This is a genomic window from Exiguobacterium sp. SH5S13, assembly GCF_004337085.1.
In the GTDB taxonomy this organism is placed as follows: Bacteria; Bacillota; Bacilli; order Exiguobacteriales; family Exiguobacteriaceae; genus Exiguobacterium; species Exiguobacterium aurantiacum_A.
This window is the reverse complement of the sequence record NZ_SJUS01000013.1, coordinates 53,742-71,840: the sequence shown is the minus strand read 5'-3', so window position 1 is coordinate 71,840 and position 18,099 is coordinate 53,742. Positions and strand designations below refer to the sequence as shown.

The 18,099-nt window shown below is 52.1% G+C and carries 19 protein-coding genes; 9 read left to right on the top strand and 10 right to left on the bottom strand.

Translation table 11 applies throughout. The features are described 5' to 3' along the window. Nucleotides 1-196 precede the first annotated feature (196 nt). On the bottom strand, nucleotides 197-2,035 hold the full coding sequence (locus tag EVJ30_RS08520) for a methyl-accepting chemotaxis protein (protein WP_131468754.1): 1,839 nt from the start codon (nucleotides 2,033-2,035) through the stop codon (nucleotides 197-199). Between the two features lie 511 nt (nucleotides 2,036-2,546). On the opposite strand from EVJ30_RS08520, the gene EVJ30_RS15155 reads away from it, so the two are divergent. From EVJ30_RS15155 to EVJ30_RS08510, 3 genes are read left to right on the top strand one after another with little or no spacing between them, the layout of a single operon-like run. Beyond that, nucleotides 2,547-2,729 (top strand): hypothetical protein, encoded by a 183-nt coding sequence (locus tag EVJ30_RS15155; RefSeq protein ID WP_161568830.1) that lies wholly within the window; start codon nucleotides 2,547-2,549, stop codon nucleotides 2,727-2,729. Nucleotides 2,730-2,736: 7 nt separating this feature from the next. Beyond that, nucleotides 2,737-3,669: a patatin-like phospholipase family protein gene (locus tag EVJ30_RS08515; protein WP_131456411.1), complete on the top strand. Its 933-nt coding sequence runs from the start codon at nucleotides 2,737-2,739 to the stop codon at nucleotides 3,667-3,669. Nucleotides 3,670-3,696: 27 nt separating this feature from the next. Then, entirely contained in the window at nucleotides 3,697-4,848 is a 1,152-nt protein-coding gene (locus EVJ30_RS08510) for a class I SAM-dependent methyltransferase (protein ID WP_131456652.1), read from the top strand. Between the two features lie 234 nt (nucleotides 4,849-5,082). Here the strand turns inward: EVJ30_RS08510 and EVJ30_RS08505 are convergent, their stop codons facing one another. From EVJ30_RS08505 to EVJ30_RS08490, 4 genes are all read right to left on the bottom strand, one after another. Further along, nucleotides 5,083-5,295, bottom strand: a complete 213-nt coding sequence (locus EVJ30_RS08505; protein ID WP_071398188.1) for a DUF2922 domain-containing protein — start codon at nucleotides 5,293-5,295, stop codon at nucleotides 5,083-5,085. A 30-nt stretch (nucleotides 5,296-5,325) separates the two neighbouring features. Continuing rightward, nucleotides 5,326-5,538 carry a hypothetical protein gene (locus EVJ30_RS08500; RefSeq protein WP_071398189.1) on the bottom strand — a complete coding sequence of 71 codons (213 nt, stop codon included), beginning with the start codon at nucleotides 5,536-5,538 and terminating at the stop codon, nucleotides 5,326-5,328. Nucleotides 5,539-5,564: 26 nt separating this feature from the next. Next, the gene (locus tag EVJ30_RS08495; protein WP_021066374.1) at nucleotides 5,565-5,705 is read right to left on the bottom strand and encodes a YvrJ family protein; all 141 of its coding nucleotides are present in this window, start codon (nucleotides 5,703-5,705) and stop codon (nucleotides 5,565-5,567) included. 73 nt (nucleotides 5,706-5,778) lie between these two features. Beyond that, on the bottom strand, nucleotides 5,779-5,991 hold the full coding sequence (locus EVJ30_RS08490; protein WP_131456407.1) for a hypothetical protein: 213 nt from the start codon (nucleotides 5,989-5,991) through the stop codon (nucleotides 5,779-5,781). 314 nt (nucleotides 5,992-6,305) lie between these two features. Between EVJ30_RS08490 and EVJ30_RS08485 the strand changes: the two genes are divergently transcribed. Further along, the gene (locus tag EVJ30_RS08485; RefSeq protein ID WP_131468752.1) at nucleotides 6,306-6,749 is read left to right on the top strand and encodes a MerR family transcriptional regulator; all 444 of its coding nucleotides are present in this window, start codon (nucleotides 6,306-6,308) and stop codon (nucleotides 6,747-6,749) included. Nucleotides 6,750-6,944: 195 nt separating this feature from the next. Here EVJ30_RS08485 and EVJ30_RS08480 read toward each other — a convergent pair whose 3' ends face one another. Further along, a complete protein-coding gene (locus tag EVJ30_RS08480; RefSeq protein WP_131468750.1) occupies nucleotides 6,945-8,798 on the bottom strand; it encodes a sensor domain-containing phosphodiesterase in 1,854 nt (617 codons plus the stop codon). A gap of 275 nt (nucleotides 8,799-9,073) precedes the next feature. Here EVJ30_RS08480 and EVJ30_RS08475 point away from each other — a divergent pair, with 275 nt between their 5' ends. Both EVJ30_RS08475 and EVJ30_RS08470 read left to right on the top strand, forming a co-directional pair. Then, nucleotides 9,074-10,921 carry an SH3 domain-containing protein gene (locus EVJ30_RS08475; protein ID WP_236636059.1) on the top strand — a complete coding sequence of 616 codons (1,848 nt, stop codon included), beginning with the start codon at nucleotides 9,074-9,076 and terminating at the stop codon, nucleotides 10,919-10,921. Between the two features lie 114 nt (nucleotides 10,922-11,035). After that, nucleotides 11,036-13,741 (top strand): EAL domain-containing protein, encoded by a 2,706-nt coding sequence (locus EVJ30_RS08470; RefSeq protein WP_131468748.1) that lies wholly within the window; start codon nucleotides 11,036-11,038, stop codon nucleotides 13,739-13,741. 28 nt (nucleotides 13,742-13,769) lie between these two features. Here EVJ30_RS08470 and EVJ30_RS08465 read toward each other — a convergent pair whose 3' ends face one another. After that, nucleotides 13,770-14,030 carry a hypothetical protein gene (locus EVJ30_RS08465; RefSeq protein ID WP_070328468.1) on the bottom strand — a complete coding sequence of 87 codons (261 nt, stop codon included), beginning with the start codon at nucleotides 14,028-14,030 and terminating at the stop codon, nucleotides 13,770-13,772. Next, the gene (locus EVJ30_RS15405) at nucleotides 14,027-14,161 is read right to left on the bottom strand and encodes a hypothetical protein (protein WP_255417724.1); all 135 of its coding nucleotides are present in this window, start codon (nucleotides 14,159-14,161) and stop codon (nucleotides 14,027-14,029) included. Before EVJ30_RS15405 ends, EVJ30_RS08465 begins: the two co-directional genes overlap by 4 nt. Before the next feature lie 130 nt (nucleotides 14,162-14,291). On the opposite strand from EVJ30_RS15405, the gene EVJ30_RS08460 reads away from it, so the two are divergent. Further along, nucleotides 14,292-14,765, top strand: coding sequence for a DinB family protein (locus EVJ30_RS08460; protein ID WP_131456399.1), 474 nt, complete (start codon nucleotides 14,292-14,294; stop codon nucleotides 14,763-14,765). Nucleotides 14,766-14,840: 75 nt separating this feature from the next. Here EVJ30_RS08460 and EVJ30_RS08455 read toward each other — a convergent pair whose 3' ends face one another. Further along, on the bottom strand, nucleotides 14,841-16,082 hold the full coding sequence (locus EVJ30_RS08455) for a UDP-glucose dehydrogenase family protein (RefSeq protein ID WP_131468746.1): 1,242 nt from the start codon (nucleotides 16,080-16,082) through the stop codon (nucleotides 14,841-14,843). A 126-nt stretch (nucleotides 16,083-16,208) separates the two neighbouring features. On the opposite strand from EVJ30_RS08455, the gene EVJ30_RS08450 reads away from it, so the two are divergent. After that, complete coding sequence (locus tag EVJ30_RS08450) at nucleotides 16,209-16,448, top strand: hypothetical protein (protein ID WP_070328462.1); 240 nt, start codon at nucleotides 16,209-16,211, stop codon at nucleotides 16,446-16,448. A gap of 215 nt (nucleotides 16,449-16,663) precedes the next feature. Next, nucleotides 16,664-17,317, top strand: coding sequence for an excalibur calcium-binding domain-containing protein (locus EVJ30_RS08445; protein WP_131468744.1), 654 nt, complete (start codon nucleotides 16,664-16,666; stop codon nucleotides 17,315-17,317). A gap of 19 nt (nucleotides 17,318-17,336) precedes the next feature. Here EVJ30_RS08445 and EVJ30_RS08440 read toward each other — a convergent pair whose 3' ends face one another. Then, complete coding sequence (locus EVJ30_RS08440; protein WP_161568829.1) at nucleotides 17,337-17,981, bottom strand: thioredoxin domain-containing protein; 645 nt, start codon at nucleotides 17,979-17,981, stop codon at nucleotides 17,337-17,339. Nucleotides 17,982-18,099: the final 118 nt, after the last annotated feature.

Sequence of the window (18,099 nt, the reverse complement as noted above, 5' to 3'; positions counted from 1 at the left end):
TATACTTTTTGTACATAGGGGCACCTCCAAAGTTATGGTTTGGTCACTTTAACTTTATCAGAGGTCGCCCCTATCTGTTTAGTCCGAAATGCGTGAACGAACCCATAAAAATGAGAAGAGGCCACCGTTAGCGAACAAGTCGCTCCCGGTGGCCTCTTTCTTATAAATCTACTGAGTTATGTCCCAGCCTCCTGTTTCATAACTTGAACTGTGACACGCGATTCGATAGTTCGGTCGCCCGCTGTTCCGTCTCGTTCATCCGCTGTTGGACATCGTTGAACCGTTCGACGGACAGTTGGACTTTCTCTGAGATCGACTGCGTCCCGTCCGCTCCTTCCGTCACCGTCGTCGCGACTTCTTGGATGACGTGCAAAATGCTATCGGTCATATGGCGGAGCTGCAGCGCGTTCGTCTCGAACGTGTTCGCCGTCTTGCCGAATACGGTCGCGTCCTCTTCGTACTGCGTTGCCGATTCCTCGAGCCGGTCGTAGTCGGCGAGCACGTTCGTGTTCAAGAACGTGAGCATATCCGCCGAGCTCGTATTGAGCCGTTCGACCGAATCGATGACCGTATTCGACACCGCTTGAATCTCGTTCACGGTTTGCCGCGAGTTCTCGGCGAGCTTACGGATCTCTGACGCGACGACGGCAAATCCTCGTCCGGCGTCACCAGCCCGTGCCGCCTCGATCGATGCGTTCAAGGCGAGCAGGTTCGTCTGGTCGGCAATCGTGAGGATCGCACTCGTCAAGACGCGGATCTCTTCGACCGACTTGGCACCTTTGATCGCCTCATCGAGCTCGACGCGTTTTTTCTGGATGATGGCGTTCGCTTCCGTCTTCGAGGCGATGGCTTGCGTACGCATCGCGTGGGCACGCTGCTCGACGTTTTCTGCCGTTTTGGCACTATCGTTCGAGAGTTCGACGATCGTATCGATCGAGCTACCCATCTCAGTCGTCGAGGCACTCATCTCTTGCGACGAAGCGGCCGTCTCTTCCATCCCGGCCGTCAGTTCTTCGACCGTACCTGACGTCTCTTCCATATAACGGCTCAGTTGGGTCACTTCCGCGGCGACTTCTTGCGACGACGTGAGCACGACTTTCGCCGTCTCGTCGACATCAATCATAATCTCACGAAGCGAGGCGAGGAAGACGTTGAATGAACGGCTCACTTGCGCGATCTCATCGTTCGACGTGACCGGGATCGACATCGTCAAATCTCCGCCTTGTGATGCCAGTTCATCGAATTTCGTCTGAAGCATCCGCATCGGCTTGATGATTGAACGAAGTAGACTCATCCCGAGGAACAAGAGGATGACAAACGCCCCAACCGTCACGGCAAGTAAGGCGATGAGCGCTTGTTGAAACTTGCGTTCCATGTCCGCCCCGACTTGCCGCGAGCCTCCTGAGTTGTAATCGACGAGTTCGGTCAGGCGTTGCGTAAAGTTATCATATGTAGACTGAGACTGGGCATCGTAGTACGAGCGGGCCATACCGTTGTTGCCCGATGTACTAAAGATGAGCATGTTGTCTGACACGCGTTGATACATCTCCCATTGGCGGGCGAAGTTCGTAAACAGTTCTATGTCCGTCTCGCCTGACGCTGTCGCCTCATATTTCGGCGCGAGTTCATTGATTCGGGTCCGAATCTCTTTCAGTCTCGCCATCAGTTCTTCTTTCCCGGCCGCGTCCTCGGTCACGATATGCTCGAGTTCGAGCGCACGATAGTTCGCGGCGAGCGTGTTCAGCTCGTGGGCGTAGTCGAGCCCTTTATTCCAGTTGTTGACGATATCATCGCCTTGACGGTTCGCGTCGGCGAGTGACAACAGCGAGTAGCCGCCGACACCGGCGACCATGACGAGCGCGAGGATGACGAGCCCCCATAACTTTTGACGAATCGTCAGGCCTTTACTTGAAGGCGCGGATGTCTCTACTTTTTGTCGTCTCCGTTGTTTCGGTTTCCATGTGAAGCGGCGGACATCGATGCGACGCAGGTTCAATCGACGTACAGCCGCTGACCATTTTTCTTTCCATGCCATGTATGTATTCCCCTCTCAAGTACAACGTTTCATTCTTTATCGTCTTGAAGTCGAGAAGTTTAAAGTGGATTGACCAAAATAAAAAAAGATGACTGAAAAATCAGTCACTTGTATCGGCATAAACTAGTCTTGATGACTCCCACTGTTCATTCACCGCGCACTTTGATCTTTTAGCGACATGTCAATAAAAACGCTTTCAATTATCTGAATTATTTTTCTTAAGTCCAAAGTATTGTCATGTTTTTGTCACTATTATAGTCTGTTACGGTATCTTACTAACGAAACGTTACATATAAATAAATATACTTTAACGGTAACTCGAGTCGCTACATACTTTCAGGCGAAGTCCTGAATCCACATTTCTTGCGGGAGAGCGAACGTTGGACTGGCATTCTAAGTCTCTAACTCGTCGTTCGTCATGACCGCAACACGACCGAGCTCAATACTGATTTTGCTTACGACGGAACCCAGATCTCGTTATTTGATGGACGAGAATGACGCCCTCGTCTCGGTGCAGAATTTGATTAGGCCGTCGAACGTCTTCACGATGAACATTCTCCGTTCTTTCCTCGGCCAGAAGAAGCGGTATGTATGCCCCTTCAACATCTTGCCCGTCGGCTTGTTGACAATCTTCATCCTATCGTTCTGTACCATCCGTCCAATTCGCTCAATCGGAACAAATCACGAACGTTAATTTGTGAATGACTTCACAAAAATTCATTTATGACGTTCAAGGTGGAAACATTTTCACTTCATCAACCCGGAAGGAGGAGAGACATAAAGTGTTTAAAGATGGACTAGTGTTGGAAGGAGGCGGTATGAGAGGCGTTTATACCGCTGGAGTACTTGAATATTTCATGGAACAAAATCGATACTTCACATACATCATCGGTGTTTCTGCTGGAGCTTGTCACGCCTCTTCATATGTATCGAGACAACCTGGACGAAATAAGTCTGTGACCATCGACTATGTGACGCATCCCGACTACATCTCAATAAAGAACTTATTAATGAGAAAAGAACTCTTCGGGATGGATTTAATTTTCGATCATATACCAAACAAACTCGTACCTTTCGATTTCACAACGTTTCATTCCTCGAAACAGCACTTTATCATCGGCACGACAGATTGTGAGACCGGAAAACCTGTTTACTTTGAAAAGAGTGAGTGCGCGACCGACATTTTGTCTATCGTCCGCGCATCGAGCTCATTGCCGTTTATGTCCAAGGCAGTCATCCATCAAAACAAATTTTTAATGGATGGCGGCATTTCCGACCCCATTCCGATCCAAAAGGCTTTGCAAGATGGCGTCCAAAAAAGCGTCATCGTTTTGACGAAGGCGAAAGGATATCGGAAAAAGCCTTCATTCTTTTCTAAAACGACTCGTTATTTCTACAAAAACTATGGTGGCCTTACCCACGCCCTGGAGACACGATGGAAGTTATACAACGATACACTTGATACAATCGAGCGCCTCGAAGAAGAGGGAAAAGTATTCGTTATCCGGCCGAGCCAGGACTTTAAAATCAAACGCGCCGAACGTGATGCTTCTAAGCTTGAAAACATGCATACGCAAGGTTATCTTGATGCCCGAGATGCGTTTCAATCGATGGAGAACTTTTTAAACAATTGAAGGAGGAACATGACGATGAAAACTTTAATGATTGACACCCTATTCAACCGCTTGGATGCGAATATTCCTTTCGCAGTTCAATTTGCTGATGGAACGGTGAACCAATACGGGCACGAAGAGCCTCGTCTGTACCTGAAACTTAACGAAGGGTTTTCCCTGACGAGATTGTTGAAAGAACCGAGCATCGCTTTTGGTGAAGCCTATATGGACGGGGATATCGAAATCGACGGTGACATTGAAGATATTATTTCGCTTGCTCTTCATAATAAACAAGAGCTATGGAACGTAAACGTACCTAAATTACCGAATCTATCAATCAGAAAAGCCAAACAAAACATCGAACATCACTATGACATCGGTAACGAGTTTTATGCCCTCTGGCTCGATGAAACAATGAGTTACTCTTGTGCATACTTCAAAGAACCATACGATAGTCTTAACCAAGCCCAACTGAATAAAATCGACCATGTGTTGAATAAGCTCCAACTGAAAGAAGGCGAAACGCTTCTCGACATCGGTAGCGGTTGGGGAGAACTGATTATCCGGGCCGCCCGTGCTTACGGAGTCAGATCGCATGGAGTCACTCTCAGTGAAGAACAGTACGCCAAAACTAAAGCTCGCATTGAAGAATTAGGGCTAGAAGATCAAGTGACTGTGGAACTGATGGATTATCGGGAGTTAGTCCATAGCGGATTAACGTTCGATAAAATTTCGAGCGTCGGCATGTTCGAGCACGTCGGCCAAAAAGACTATCCGACCTTCATGAAAACCGTGAACACTTTATTAAAAGATAAAGGGATGGCACTACTTCACACAATCACTCACCAAACAGAAGAAGCCGGTGACCCGTGGATTCAAAAATATATTTTCCCCGGCGGCTATATTCCTTCATTGCGAGAAATCGTCACTTTGCTCCCTGAGTACAATTTCCATGTCGTCGATATCGAAAGTCTGCGTCTCCACTATGCGCAAACACTCGATCATTGGTCGTCTCGATTTGAAGCTACGATAGACAGAAGTGAAGAGATGTACGGCGAACGCTTCATCCGAATGTGGCGCTTATATCTCCAATCTAGTGCGGCCTTTTTCCGAAACGGCGGATTGGATCTTCACCAAACGCTATTTACTAAGCATGTAAACAACGACTTGAACATGACTAGAGCACACTTATACGAATAACGGTTCGGCAAATTAAGCTCCATACAAAGAAAAGCTAAGCGGAATCAACATTCCACTTAGCTTTTCTTGCCGTTTGGACACATTCAGCAAAACAAGCGATCATATGTCCCTGCCTGAATATGTACTATCGTCGCTCCTATATAGTTGACGATAATCTGTGTCGGTTGAAACCGTTCTTCGATTTTTGATTGGATAAAAAAGCACCGTCTCTTTTTAGAGACGATGCTTTGTCGATTATTGGATGTTCAACACCGTCTCGGTGCCTTCGATCATCTTGATCTCGGTCCACTTGACGACGTTTTTTCCGAGCGGGTCGTTCGCGACCATGAAGTCGGCGAGCGCTTGCACTTTCGCTGGATCGACCGGTTGTTTGACGTTGTTCAAACGGAAGCGGGCAACTTTGTTAAACGTGTCCAAAAAGGCGATCTCTAGTTTTGTCTCAGTCATGGTTCATTTCCTCCTTAGAATGTGAGTGGATTAGGCTAAGTCGTATTCGCGGACGACCGACACGGTGAAATCTTCATGTTCGAGAAGATCGAGCATGAGCTGACCGTATGAGTCGGCAACATCTGCCGTGAGCGCAGCGCGAATCGGACCGAACCGTTGCGTCTTCTTCGTCGGTTTCAAACTTTCGAGGTCATGATGCGTCGTCAGGACGAGCGTGGCTTTCTTTTCTGTCAGCTGTGCCATAGGGGATGGCTCCTTTCGGGGAGTGGTTACAATTCAGACGGATAGGTGGAGTCCAGACGTTCGAGCAGCTGAATCATCCGCTCAAGACGTGTCTCGATCCGGTGGAGCAGATAGAGCGAGACGACAATCGGGAATCCGAGGTTTGAGATGAGTTCGGGCCAGCTCATGTGACCACCTGCTCATCGTGCCGATTGTGAGCGGCGGGACGAGGGGGTATTAGCATAAGTGGGAGCCTCCAATTTAGACCGTCACGTGGAATTCACGCGACACGACGTACGTAGCGGATTCGACCGCGAGTAACGGGATCAACAAGTCGCCAAACTGTTTGATCTCCTCGGTCTCCATCCGCGCACCGAGCGGACCGAAGCGGACGAGCTGACGTTTTTCCTTGCCGTCAACGAGCCGTTTCGTGTCGAGATAAAAAACGCTTGCGTATTCTCGATACACTGCCATATGTCTCACCTCCTTCGCCCTTATTAACCGACGAGGAAATCGTTTTGCTCAAAAGTCGTAAATATTCCAACCGTGACTTTTGAACCACATCGTCAAACAATCGTTATTTCTGCCTCAAATCATTCCTATGACTTGCACCACCATACCATTTAGGGTATTTTTATAGACGTTGTGTAAATTTGACGACTGCATCGAAAGTCCCATAAATTCATTTCCACGCTTTCAAAAAATGAACAGTTAAATTTTTGAAAATAGGGTACTATACGAGGGAGGGTACTACCACCCGGCAGACTTGAAGAAGGAGCTAACACTAGATGAACAACATAGACATCACACTCGCCACTCCAATTCCTTCCGCTCAATTTGAAGTTGACACGATCGATTTAACGTTCTTTGCGACCGAATGGGATGCATATCGTCCCGAACTAGGTAAACCATTTCAATATAACGGACGCCATTTAATTGTCTATCCGCTTAAAGAATTGAGTCGCGCCTTCACCGTCGCCGGCATCCCACGCAGCCAGCAACAGTTGATCAAATGGGAGACGGACGGCGTCTTACCGCCGACACCGTTCACGATGGGACGCAAACGTTTTTATACGGAAAATCAGATTCGGACAATCATCGATATTGCTTTGGAATGTGGATTACGACCACGTACGCACGTCAGAAAGACTAACTTTTCAGATCAAGTACATGTAGAGTTGACGTACATACTCCAATACGAATTAGCCGAGCGAGAAAGTTCACTCGCATGAGCACACAAAAAGCCTTTCCCGACGACACGTTGATCGTCGGGAAAGGCTTTTTGGGTTGAACTCGATTTGAGTCTATTTTTATAACCGTTCCCGGGACGTCATCAAGGCACACGGGGGCACGGTCACCGTGACGAATGATCTCGGTGTCGGGACGACGATTCAGATTGACCTGCCGTAATGAAAACAAGGATTCGCTCAACGGAGCGAATCCTTGTTTTCATTGTTATAAGCTTCAATCCATACCTCAAGCTCATCAATCGCGAGCGGACGCGAGAAGTAATACCCTTGCATCTCGTCACAGCCGAGCAAACGGAGCGCGTCGTGCTGCTCGGTCGTCTCGATGCCTTCGCAGACGGTCTTTAAACCGAGGCCGCGGGCGAGCTCGATGATCGATTGGACGATGACGTTTCCGGTCGGGTCGTTCTCCGTCGCTTGGATGAACTGACGGTCGATTTTAATCTCATGGATCGGATAATGCTTTAAATAGACGAACGCCGAGAAACCAGTCCCGAAGTCATCGATCGAGATCGAGAATCCTTGCTTGCGGAAGGCGATGAACCGTTCGATGACGTGCTGTTGATTCTCCATCCCGACGCTCTCCGTGATCTCAAACGTCAAATAGTTCGGGCAGACACCCATGCTTTCGACGACACGGGCGAACTTCTCGACAACGCCTTCTGATAAGAAGTGACGGGCCGACAAATTGAGCGCCAAGTGATATGTCCGGCCAGAGGCGTGCCATGCGTTCAATTGGCGGCATGCCTCCTCAAGCGCCCACTCCTCGAGGGCGATGATGACACCGGTCGACTCGGCGAGCGGGATAAAGTCGAGCGGCGGGATCAGCCCCTTTTCCGGATGGATCCAACGCATGAGCCCTTCAAAACCGTTAAGCTGTCCGGTCGACCCGTCAATCTTCGGCTGATAGTAGAGCGCAAACTCGTTCAAGGCGAGCCCTTTGCGCAAATTCATCTCGAGCGTCAATCGGGCCGTCGCCTTCTCGCCCATCTTCTCTTCATAGAAGATGATGCCACCGCGTTGGACATGATGATGACTAGCGGCGATCCGTGTCGTGTGAATCATCTCGAGCGTCGAGCGCGTCTTATCCTCAATCGAGATAAAGGCACTCATCGTCAGGACGACATCCAGTTCATCGACGGTAAACGGCTCGTTCGTCACCGTCTCGCAAAGCATGTCGGCAATCCCGTACGCTTTGATCCGGTCGCCGTACGGTGTCCATACGACGAACCCGGATTGAGAACTTCGGGCGAGCATCGCCGGATCGACGACGAGTTGGAGCCGATTCGCGATTTCCTGGATTAATTGATTGGCCTTCTCGCTGCCGAGCGCGTCCTCGACAGAGCGGAACTCATCGATTCTCACGTAAATGAGTGACCCGAGGTGATGATCGAGTTCGTCCCGCATCCGGTCGACTCGTTCGATGAACGCGTTCTTATTCATGAGTCCTGTCAATTCATCCGTATAGGCGAGCCGGGCGATGTGTTGTTCGACCGACTGACGTTCGAGCCGGCTATATAAAATAGCGACAAAATCAGCGAGCGTACTCACGATCAGCTCTTCGACATACGTCCACTTCCGAAGCTCGTACGTCTCGCAGCAGATGACACCGCGGGCTTGTCCGTCCGCAAAGATCGGTGCGTCAAGCATCGAGTAAACCCGTTGTCCTTCGACGAAGTATTGTTGATATAAATTTTTCACCCATTCGTGCGTCCTGACATTCTCAAACAGGAGGACACGGTTCGTGCAGAGCGCATCAAAATAGACCGGCGCATCCTGACGATAGACCGTTAATGCCGGCTTGCTGATGCCTTTATCTTTTGAATACGCGACTTGACAACTGATCGAGTGTTGCGTCTCATCGAAGTGCCAAATGGAGACGGTGTCGACTTCGAGCATATCCGCGACGACTTCGCACATATAGCTGATCGCCTGCTCGACTGTCGCGTCGGACACGTCCGGCATCCGTACGAGTTCGAACAGTTTCTCTTGATGTTTACGGTATGTTTGTGTTGAAAAGTTCCCCTCGATCATAGTCCCCTACCCTCGTTCAAACAGTTTTGCCTTAATGATAGCATGAAGCACAAATACGAAACCTTCCAAAATTCAACATAAAGTCAATTTCTAATTTCCCTCTTTTTAGGAGACATCTATCTGACAGACCTATCAAAAAATATTGACCTGCTTTTCAAGGAATCTCGCTCGAATGAGTCCTTTCCACCATTGCTTCCCGGTTTCTCGGCACCGTACAATAAACGTGTATCGTTACCCGTCATGAATGACTCTATTATATTAAAGGAAGTGACTCCATGAATCACAAGTCCGGCCTCATGTACTCATTCGCCGCAATCGCCGCCGTAAGCGTCCTCGCCCAGGCCGACGAAGCGTCCGCCGCTAGCACCCATATCGTCCGAGCCGGTGACACGCTTTGGTCGATCAGCCAACAGCATCAAATCCCGCTCGCGACACTCAAGTCGATGAACAACTTGACGACCGACCGAATCGCCATCGGACAAACACTTAACTTGGCCGGATCACCGACCGTACTCACGACAACGAGTACGGCAGTAAGCAAAAATCGAGTCACGACCGCTGCATTAAACCTTCGCGCCGGTGCCGGTACGAGCCATAATGTCTTGCTCACCATCCCGAAAGGTCAAGCGCTCAAACCGCTCAAGACGAGCGGTAAGTGGTCGCAAGTCACCTTTAACGGGAAGACCGGCTGGGTACATAACGACTTTCTAACTGTCACCGCAACGACAGCAAAGCCGGTGGCACCATCGACACCAAAATCAACAGCGGCAAGCACCGTCAGCCCGACCGCCCAATCGACGTCACAGACGACCGTCAACTTGAACCTCCGGGCTTCGAAATCGACAAAGGCGAACGTACTCGTCACGATCCCGAAAGGAAAAAAGGTCACGATCCTCAAAGTCGAAGGTTCGTGGTCGCACATCAAGTACGGTTCGACGACAGGCTTTGTCGCCACTACATACTTAAAGAAAGCCGCCGCGACGCCTTCACCGAGTCAACCTGCCACACCTTCACCGAGTCAGCCGGCGACACCGGCAGCGCCGAAAGAAGAGAGCGTCAATCAATCGTTCGTCACGACGGCGAACTTGAACGTGCGAAAAGGAGCAGGTATCGGTTTCGCGCTCGTCACGACGATCCCGAACGGCGCGACCGTGCAAGCGACGAAACAGAGCGGCACTTGGTACTACGTCACGTATAACGGAAAGAGCGGTTACGTCAGTGCCGGCTACTTGAAACAGACGACGACCGCACCGAGTGCACCGGTCGCACCGAACTTAGGTGACGCCGGGGCTGGGAACACTTCGGTCGATTACGTCGTCAACACCCCGTCCTTGAACGTCCGTGCTTCTGCGTCGACGAGTTCCGCCATCGTCGGTAGCGTCAAAGCCGGTCAGACGCTCCGCGTCGTCCAGACGGCAAACGGCTGGCACCAGATTTATATCGGTAACACGACCGGCTTCGTCGCAGCCTCGTTCGTCAAGGAAGTACCGAAAGGCTCAACGACGGCACCAACATGGGTCAGCGGGTCGTTCGACTCACATACGTTCTATACGGCAAGTCCGGCCGCAATCCGCGCCCAAGCAAACGATTCGAGCCAGGTCGTCGGGTCGACGCTCCGCGGCGGACTGTTGAACGTCGTCGGCGAGACGGCGACACACTACCGTGTCAACGAGAACGGGACGCAAGGTTTCGTCGCCAAAGCGTTCGTCACCCAAGTCAACGGGCAGACCGCCCAAGCAACCCGGCTCGCGACGATCGCCGTCGCTAAGAAATACGTCGGGACGCCGTACATCTGGGCGTCGTCTAGTCCGGTCAACGGTGGCTTTGACTGCTCAGGCATCATCTATTACGCGTTCAACCAAGCAGGTGTCTCGATCCCGCGGACGAACGTCGCCAACTATTGGGCCGGGTCTTACTTCGGTCCGCAGCTCGACAAATCGTTCGTGCCTCAGGCCGGCGACCTCGTCTTCTTCGAGAACACGTATACGGCCGGTCCGTCCCATATGGGCATCATGATCGACGCCGATACGTTCATCCACGCCGGGACGTTTGGTCTCGGCTACAACCAAATCAGCAAAGAGCCATATTGGAAATCACGCCTCATCGGCTACAAGCGACCGTGACCTTTGACGCATTTGAAAACCCGACCTTTGTCGGGTTTTTTTTCAGTTAGCAGGATTTCACTTGAAAGACTCGAAATGCGATATAAGATAGGAAAGGTAGAAAGGGAGTGTACGATGGGAAGCAACCGATTCGCCAAAATTCCGTACCGGATCTATACGATGGTACTTGCTGTCGCCTGCCTCGTCGGTGTGTTGTTATTCGGTCTCGGATTAAGCTATTACTGGAAAGAGAAGCACGTCAGCGTCGATCAGTCCGTGACGAACTTGAACCATGCATCCGACCTTGCCGGCGTCGAGTCTTACCTCGTCCTCCACCAGGCCGCGAAACTGTACGAACTGAACTCGGGCCAGCCGACAGCGTTGTTGTCCTCGCCTTATCGCGAACGCGCGCTCCAGTATAACACCCAGCTGCTCGATGATTTCGAGACCGGGGTCCACGAACGCGAACGGGATGCCCTCCTCGCTTTTTCTGAACGACTAGAAGAGACGCTCGACGGCGAGTCGAGCGAATTCGACAACGTACCGTTTGACGTCATCGAATCGATTGATCGGCGTTGGCTCTACCAAGGCTTAGAGCGGACCGCCCAAGCGAACACGGCCTACGAGTTGACCGATGCCGTCATGCGGATGCAGATGACGTTCATCCAAAACGTGACGAACTTGCTGGCGGAGACGCCGGACCGAGAAAAATTAGAAGCCGAACTCGCCTCCATCGCCTCCGAAGCGCGTTTACTTGAAGAGATTATCGCGACAAATCCTACTCTTCAAACGAAGTCGACCGCTGATTTAACGGAGAGCGCCCTAGCTTTGGGACGACTGACTTCGAGCGGCTCGACGCTCGAGGCGCGTTACGTCAACGGGACCAAGTTTTACGAAGACTCGCATGAAGCGCTCCAGACCATCCGCTCGTCGACCGAGTCATTGCTCCTGAAGGAACGAAACCGATATGGGACGCTCGCCGTCCTCGTCTTGCTCGCGACGCTCGTGCTTTCGACCGGGCTCTTGGCCGCGCTTTGCTGTACACGTAAAATGTATGCCCATGATTTAAGTCATTTGAAGGCCCGTGCGCTCGCCATCGATCCGAGCACCGAACCGGTCGAGACGTCATTCCCGGCCAGTCATGACTTCCGTGGCATCGAGGACGAGCTCCGCGAGATCGCGGTGAGCGTCCATTCGACCGTCAACACGCTCGAGACGCAATCGAACGACCTGCTTCGCTATCACGAGCGTTGGTCATCCCTGTTCTCAGAGACCGGTCTCGCCATCGCGTTGATCGATGACGCCTATAACTTCATCGAACGGAACGATGTGTTCGGTCAGTTCTTCGGCGAACGGAACTTGTACGAAATCAACCAGCTATTCACCAACACAGGTCGTCGCCTGTTCCAGGAAGCACTTGAAGGTGTGACCGAGCACGGGACGAGCGCCCAGTTCATTCTGCATTTAAAAGGGGAGCACGTCCGTTTCTTGAACGCGAAGATCATCCCGCTCAAGCGTGGCGAGACACTCACGTACTATTTGATCCTCGAAGATGAGACCGAACGCGTCGAGCGTGAACGGAAAGTCGATCGCCTCGTCCGATTCGACCTCGCGACCGAACTGTATAACGAGTACGGTTTTATCCGAGCGTGGGAAAAACAAGACATCGACGGAACGTTCCTCTTGATCAAGTTGAACGATTTCCATCATCTCGTCGATTGGTACGATACGATTTATGCCGATTTGCTCATGACCGAGTTCGCCCGTCACGTCGAGGATCGGCTTGAGAAGTATGCGCATCACTTTTTCGGCCGCTATCGTGACGATACGCTCATGCTGTACGTCAAAGGGTTCAGCACGCTCGACGAACATGAACTGATGGAACTGTTCCCGACCGAACTGTTGATCAATCAAAAACGGCAGACCGTCCACGTTCAAATCGGGGCGGCGCACACGACGCCGAACTATACGGATTGTCTGTTCGAGGCGACACGAGCACTCCAACACGCCAAAGAGACGCGGACGCCGTTCGTCTGGTATGACGCGAGCATCCTCGCCCAGCTGCAGTGGGCCGCCTTGATCGAACAGGCGCTCCCCGAGGCGATCGAGCAAGGACACATCACCGTCGCCTACCAGCCACAAGTCGAATTGACAACTGGACGCGTCGTCGGGGCCGAGGCGCTCGCTCGTTGGCAGCATCCGGATATCGGTCACGTCCCGCCGAACGAGTTCATCCGGATTGCCGAACGGTCAGACCAGATTTTATGGTTGTCACACTCGATCCTCGACCAAGTCATCAACCAGCTCGTCGCTTGGCGCGATACGTCATTCTCCGGCGTCTCGTTGTCGTACAACTTGTCTGCCCACTCGGTCGACCCGTCGATCGTCACGAAGCTGCGTGATTTGATCGAGACGTATCCGTGGCTGCCGGACCGCTTGAAAATCGAATTGACCGAGTCGGCCGACATCATGTCACATGCGAACGAGCTCGATCGGCTCGAGGACATCGCCGACCTCGGCTACTGCTTGTCGATCGATGACTTCGGCACCGGCTACGCCTCGTTCGAAGCGATTTGGCACTTACCGATTCAAGAAGTGAAGATTGACCGGATGTACGTCAGCGGGAAAGCGAAAGACAGCACATCCTTCCTCCGTGCCGTCTCACGCTTCGCGAGCGAGCAGGCGCTCACATCCCTCGCCGAAGGCATCGAGACGAAGGAAGACCTCGAACGGATGATTGCCGAAGGGGTCGAGCTCGGACAAGGCTACTACTACGCCCCGGCGCTCAAATCTGACGCGTTCGAGGCTTGGGTGAACGAAGAAAAAGGACGCCCTGAGTGAGCGTCCCGATCGGCTGACGTCTAGCGCGTCAGCCTTTTTTTCGTCTGATCACGTTCAGTACGAGCTTTAAGGCGATCAAGCCGAAGATGATCGGCAAGATGACCGGAAGCGTGCCACGCGGCAATAGACCGAACACGATGAACACCGTCATCCCGACCGCGAAAAACAGTTTGATGCCCCGGTCCGTCGTAAATTTGTCCCACTGCCAGACGAGCAAGAGCAGCGCGAGCGGCGGAAAAAAGAACGTCAGGAAAAAGAACGGCATGTTGCGCGCGTACCATGGACTCATCGAGTGATCACCTCCTCATATAATTGTTCCGTTGCTTCGTTCGTTTCAAGATTTAGATCAATGAGTCCGACGATGAAAAAGATGAAGCCGAGGACAAACATGAGCAGTGCTGCAAATACAAGAATCCACATGAACGACTCCCTCCTATCTCCTTCATTCTACGGGAAAACCGACCGAAATGTTTCATCGGATCATCAGACGTGCGTGAACGAAAGGCACATGCGTATACTAGCGATAGAATACGCAGAAGGAGGTAGTCTTATGTATCGCACCGCTAACGACTTCAAACAGGATTGGACAAAATCATCGACCGGCACGCTCGACGTGCTCCGCGCCATGACCGATGACACGCTCGGCCAAAAAATCGTCCCCGACCATAACTCGCTCGGTTGGATCGGTTGGCACGTCACGACCGCGCTCGGCTACTTCACGAACTTGCTCGGCTTCCGTCTCTCGGCTTTGAAGAGCCTGACCCAGCCCGATCAAGCGAACACGATCGCCGACCAGTACGAACGATACGCACAAGAAATTTCAAGCGCCGCTGACGGTTTCTCAGACGACTACTTGCTAGAAGAAGTCGATGTCCACGGGAAGATGACGCCGCGCGGTGCCGTCCTCCGCATGATGATCGACCATCAGACACATCATCGTGGTCAGATGACGGTACTTTTACGCCAGGCCGGACAACACGTCCCTGGTGTCATGGGCCCGACAAAAGAACAGACGAACCGCTAACCGCCGTCGCACTCAGCACCTAGGTCATAGACCGCAACCAAAAAGACGAGACCTGTTGAAAGGTCTCGTCTTTGCTCATTTCGATGACGGTGTGTTCGTCTTGCCCTGCATGCGGCCGACGCCTTCGTACTCGACGTCTTCTGGGTCGCGCGCATACTTCCATGCGTTCCGGGCGTCAATCAACCGTTTCGTCCGCATCCCGGCGAACGCTTCCGGTTTCAAGTTGACGAGTTCGTCCCATTCCGTGACAAGAATCGCCACGTCGGCTCCTTTGAGCGCCTCTTCTGGTGTCAACGCTTGACGGTACTCCCACTTCGCGAGCGGATCGTAGCCGACGACTTCGACTTCACGTAACCGTAAGTGATTGGCGAGTGTGATCGACGGTGCGTCACGCATATCGTCCGTCCCTGGTTTAAAGGCGAGACCGAGGAAAGCGACGCGCAGGTTCGGGCGGTGTTCGATCTTCGATGCGACATAGGCGATCTGTTCATCGTTCGCTTGAATCGCCGCACGGATGACCGGCAAGTCGAGTTCGTTCTCGGCCGCGACGTTCAAGAGCGCGTTCATATCTTTCGGGAAACACGAGCCGCCGTAACCGAGACCAGCGTTTAAGTAAGAACGTCCGATGCGCGGGTCAAGCCCCATCCCGTCGGCAATCGTCGCGATGTCGGCGCCAGCTTTATCCGCGAGGCGTGACAAGTCGTTCATGAAACTGATTTTTGTGGCTAAAAATGCGTTCGAGGCGTATTTGATCAGTTCGGCGTTGATCGGTGTCGTGCAAACAATCGGCACACCGAGACGGCCATAAATGCCGGCGAGTTCTTCGCTGATTTCAAGACTTCCGCTGCCGATGACGACGCGGTGCGGTTTAAGGACGTCGGCGAGCGCACGCCCTTCTTGTAAGAATTCTGGCACGACTGCGAACGTGTGGAATGGATACATGATGCTAAGTAAGTCGGTCGTTCCCGGTGGCACGGTGCTGCGGATGACGATTTTTTGCTTCGTGTTGATCTCAGACAAAGCGGCATCGACGAACGTCATGTCGCAGCTGCCATCTTCCTTGCTCGGCGTACCGACAGCCAAGAACAAGTAATCGACATCATTTGTGTCGGCGGTGTTATCCGTAAGTGTGATCGAGTCTGCATAGTCTTGGAGCACTTCTGCCATACCCGGCTCGTGAAACGGTGCGTGGCCGCTCATGAGGCGGCGCAGTCTCGGTTGGTCTTTCTCGACACCGATGACTTCATGTCCCGCTTTTGCAAGGCCACACAGGGTGGCTAATCCGACATACCCTAAGCCGATGATTCCAAATTTCACGCTAGTTCCTCCTTAAATAATCTATCTTCAACTGTAGCGAAAAGTCGTCTTAAAGGGAAGCCTCTAACACTCTCGCAATGTTGTCTGCTATAATTGGTCAAAATGATGCTAGAAAGGACTAACCGCATGGGCTTGCTCGCTTTCTTTTTGATCACGTTATTCATCTATTACTGGTTTCCGGTCCGGGGGGGACTGCGAACCTTGTTGCTCATCCTCGTCATGATCAGCGGATGGTTGTCCATCTTTGAAATTGTCGCGATTCTCGAAGCCCGTCCTTGGGTGGCCGCTCCGATTTTCCTCGTCCTCGGTCTTGTGATTTGGAAATGGCGGAAAAATCAACAGCTTGAAGACAAGAAGAGCGTTTGACGACAGTCGAACGCTTTTTTCTTTTTGCACTTATTCCACGAATCTGCCGAAACTCCTGCTTTTTCGATATGTATGACGCGTGAACATTCGCTGTGATAAATGTGGTTCAATATCTAGCTGTCGATTCGATTTCTTGAAAGTATGCTCGCGTTGTCGCTTCGTTTTCGAGTCGAAACAGGAATAGTCAAAGAGAGTCTAGGAAAAGAGGGGTGTCTATGACGATCATGACGTTCATCACGGCCGCATGCGTGGCGAGCACGCTCAGCCTCGTGTTCATCTGGTTCGCCGAACATCCGGTCGAGCCGATCAAACTACAAGTCTTCGCGACCGTCTTATATTTACTGTTCGTCGGCTCGAGCGTCTACTACTACAACTTGGAACAAGACAAGCTACACGTCAGCGCCGACTTAGCTGAGGTCGAGGCGAACTACGACGAATCCCTGCTCGCCCTCGAGGAACAACATGCCGACGCCCTCGCCTGGCAAGCGATTCAAATCGAGCGGGACGTGACCGAGAAACTCGAGGCACGCCTTGCCGTCCGCGAAGACACGATGAAAGACAACTTGTTTCAAAAAGTGTTCGATCTAGAAGAAGTCATCAAGACACAACGGACCGAGATTTACGCGCTCGAAGACGAATTGCGGGAAGCGCACGCCTTGAACGAGCAACTCGAAAGTGAACTAGCCGCCCTCCAAGACGACGCAGTCGCCACGGCCGACGAGACGGATGCGTTCTTCGAGGTGTACGGCTCCTGCACCGATTTGAACGCAGTCTACCCGGACGGTGTCCCACTCGAGCACGACGCCTATTTGCTGTCGTTCGACACCGATCTTGACGGCATCGCCTGCGGACAGAGCGACACCCAGTAGAAATGAGGGTGTCGCTTGTTCATTCTTTCGGCATCTCGACTTGGTCCCCCGCCTCAATCTCGCCAGACATGACCCGCTCCATCTCCTCTAAGCTGAACGCATCGAGCAACTTGATCCCGTCCACGTACACGGTCGGCACGTATTCGACGCCGAGGTCACGCGTATAGAGCCGTGCGTTTTGAATCCCCGCGTCGACTTGCGGTGCGAGCAGAGCTTCCGCGTCCACACCGAACGTTTCCGCGAGCCGGTGGACGTACGCCTCCGTACCGAAGTCCGAGACCGTCTCGGCGTCGAGCCCGATGTGGCGTTGCAACGCATAGTACCGTTCCGGCATCACTTGTTCAGCGTTCGCATCGACACTAGCGAGCAGTTGCGACTGCTCATTCAGCAAGACGAGCGGCTGTCCTTTGAACGTCGCCTCTCCCGTCTCGATCCACCGCGACTCGATTTCCGGCAAGACGCTCTCCATCCATTTTTTGCACCATGGGCAACTGTAGTCAAAGACGAAGACGATCTCGTGCGAACCATCGCCGAGCGCGACCTTATCTTCGAGCGGGAGCTCGTACCTCGTATATGTAAACTGCTCTCCCCGTTCATCCGACTCGCTTGTCCCGCAAGCCGCCAACATCGTCACACCTAATAGAATCAATAGTAAACGTTTCATGCTCATCCTCCATATGTTCATTTATTCACATATGTCTGTTATACCACGCCTCCTATGAAAACTCGAGTGACGTTCTGTTGACACTCCCCGGGCCAAACAAAAAGAAGCGCTTCGATTC

Bases quoted from the DNA above. Each gene is read 5' to 3' on its own strand.
- EVJ30_RS08460 (WP_131456399.1), top strand. From the start codon at position 14,292: ATGTATCGCACCGCTAACGACTTCAAACAGGATTGGACAAAATCATCG.
- EVJ30_RS08475 (WP_236636059.1), top strand. From the start codon at position 9,074: ATGAATCACAAGTCCGGCCTCATGTACTCATTCGCCGCAATCGCCGCC.
- EVJ30_RS08440 (WP_161568829.1), bottom strand. From the start codon at position 17,981: ATGAAACGTTTACTATTGATTCTATTAGGTGTGACGATGTTGGCGGCT.
- EVJ30_RS08470 (WP_131468748.1), top strand. From the start codon at position 11,036: ATGGGAAGCAACCGATTCGCCAAAATTCCGTACCGGATCTATACGATG.
- EVJ30_RS08445 (WP_131468744.1), top strand. From the start codon at position 16,664: ATGACGATCATGACGTTCATCACGGCCGCATGCGTGGCGAGCACGCTC.
- EVJ30_RS08485 (WP_131468752.1), top strand. From the start codon at position 6,306: ATGAACAACATAGACATCACACTCGCCACTCCAATTCCTTCCGCTCAA.
- EVJ30_RS08505 (WP_071398188.1), bottom strand. From the start codon at position 5,295: ATGACTGAGACAAAACTAGAGATCGCCTTTTTGGACACGTTTAACAAA.
- EVJ30_RS08465 (WP_070328468.1), bottom strand. From the start codon at position 14,030: ATGAGTCCATGGTACGCGCGCAACATGCCGTTCTTTTTCCTGACGTTC.
- EVJ30_RS08490 (WP_131456407.1), bottom strand. From the start codon at position 5,991: ATGGCAGTGTATCGAGAATACGCAAGCGTTTTTTATCTCGACACGAAA.
- EVJ30_RS08520 (WP_131468754.1), bottom strand. From the start codon at position 2,035: ATGGCATGGAAAGAAAAATGGTCAGCGGCTGTACGTCGATTGAACCTG.
- EVJ30_RS08480 (WP_131468750.1), bottom strand. From the start codon at position 8,798: ATGATCGAGGGGAACTTTTCAACACAAACATACCGTAAACATCAAGAG.
- EVJ30_RS15405 (WP_255417724.1), bottom strand. From the start codon at position 14,161: ATGTGGATTCTTGTATTTGCAGCACTGCTCATGTTTGTCCTCGGCTTC.
- EVJ30_RS08510 (WP_131456652.1), top strand. From the start codon at position 3,697: ATGATTGACACCCTATTCAACCGCTTGGATGCGAATATTCCTTTCGCA.
- EVJ30_RS08515 (WP_131456411.1), top strand. From the start codon at position 2,737: ATGACTTCACAAAAATTCATTTATGACGTTCAAGGTGGAAACATTTTC.
- EVJ30_RS08500 (WP_071398189.1), bottom strand. From the start codon at position 5,538: ATGGCACAGCTGACAGAAAAGAAAGCCACGCTCGTCCTGACGACGCAT.
- EVJ30_RS08450 (WP_070328462.1), top strand. From the start codon at position 16,209: ATGGGCTTGCTCGCTTTCTTTTTGATCACGTTATTCATCTATTACTGG.
- EVJ30_RS08495 (WP_021066374.1), bottom strand. From the start codon at position 5,705: ATGAGCTGGCCCGAACTCATCTCAAACCTCGGATTCCCGATTGTCGTC.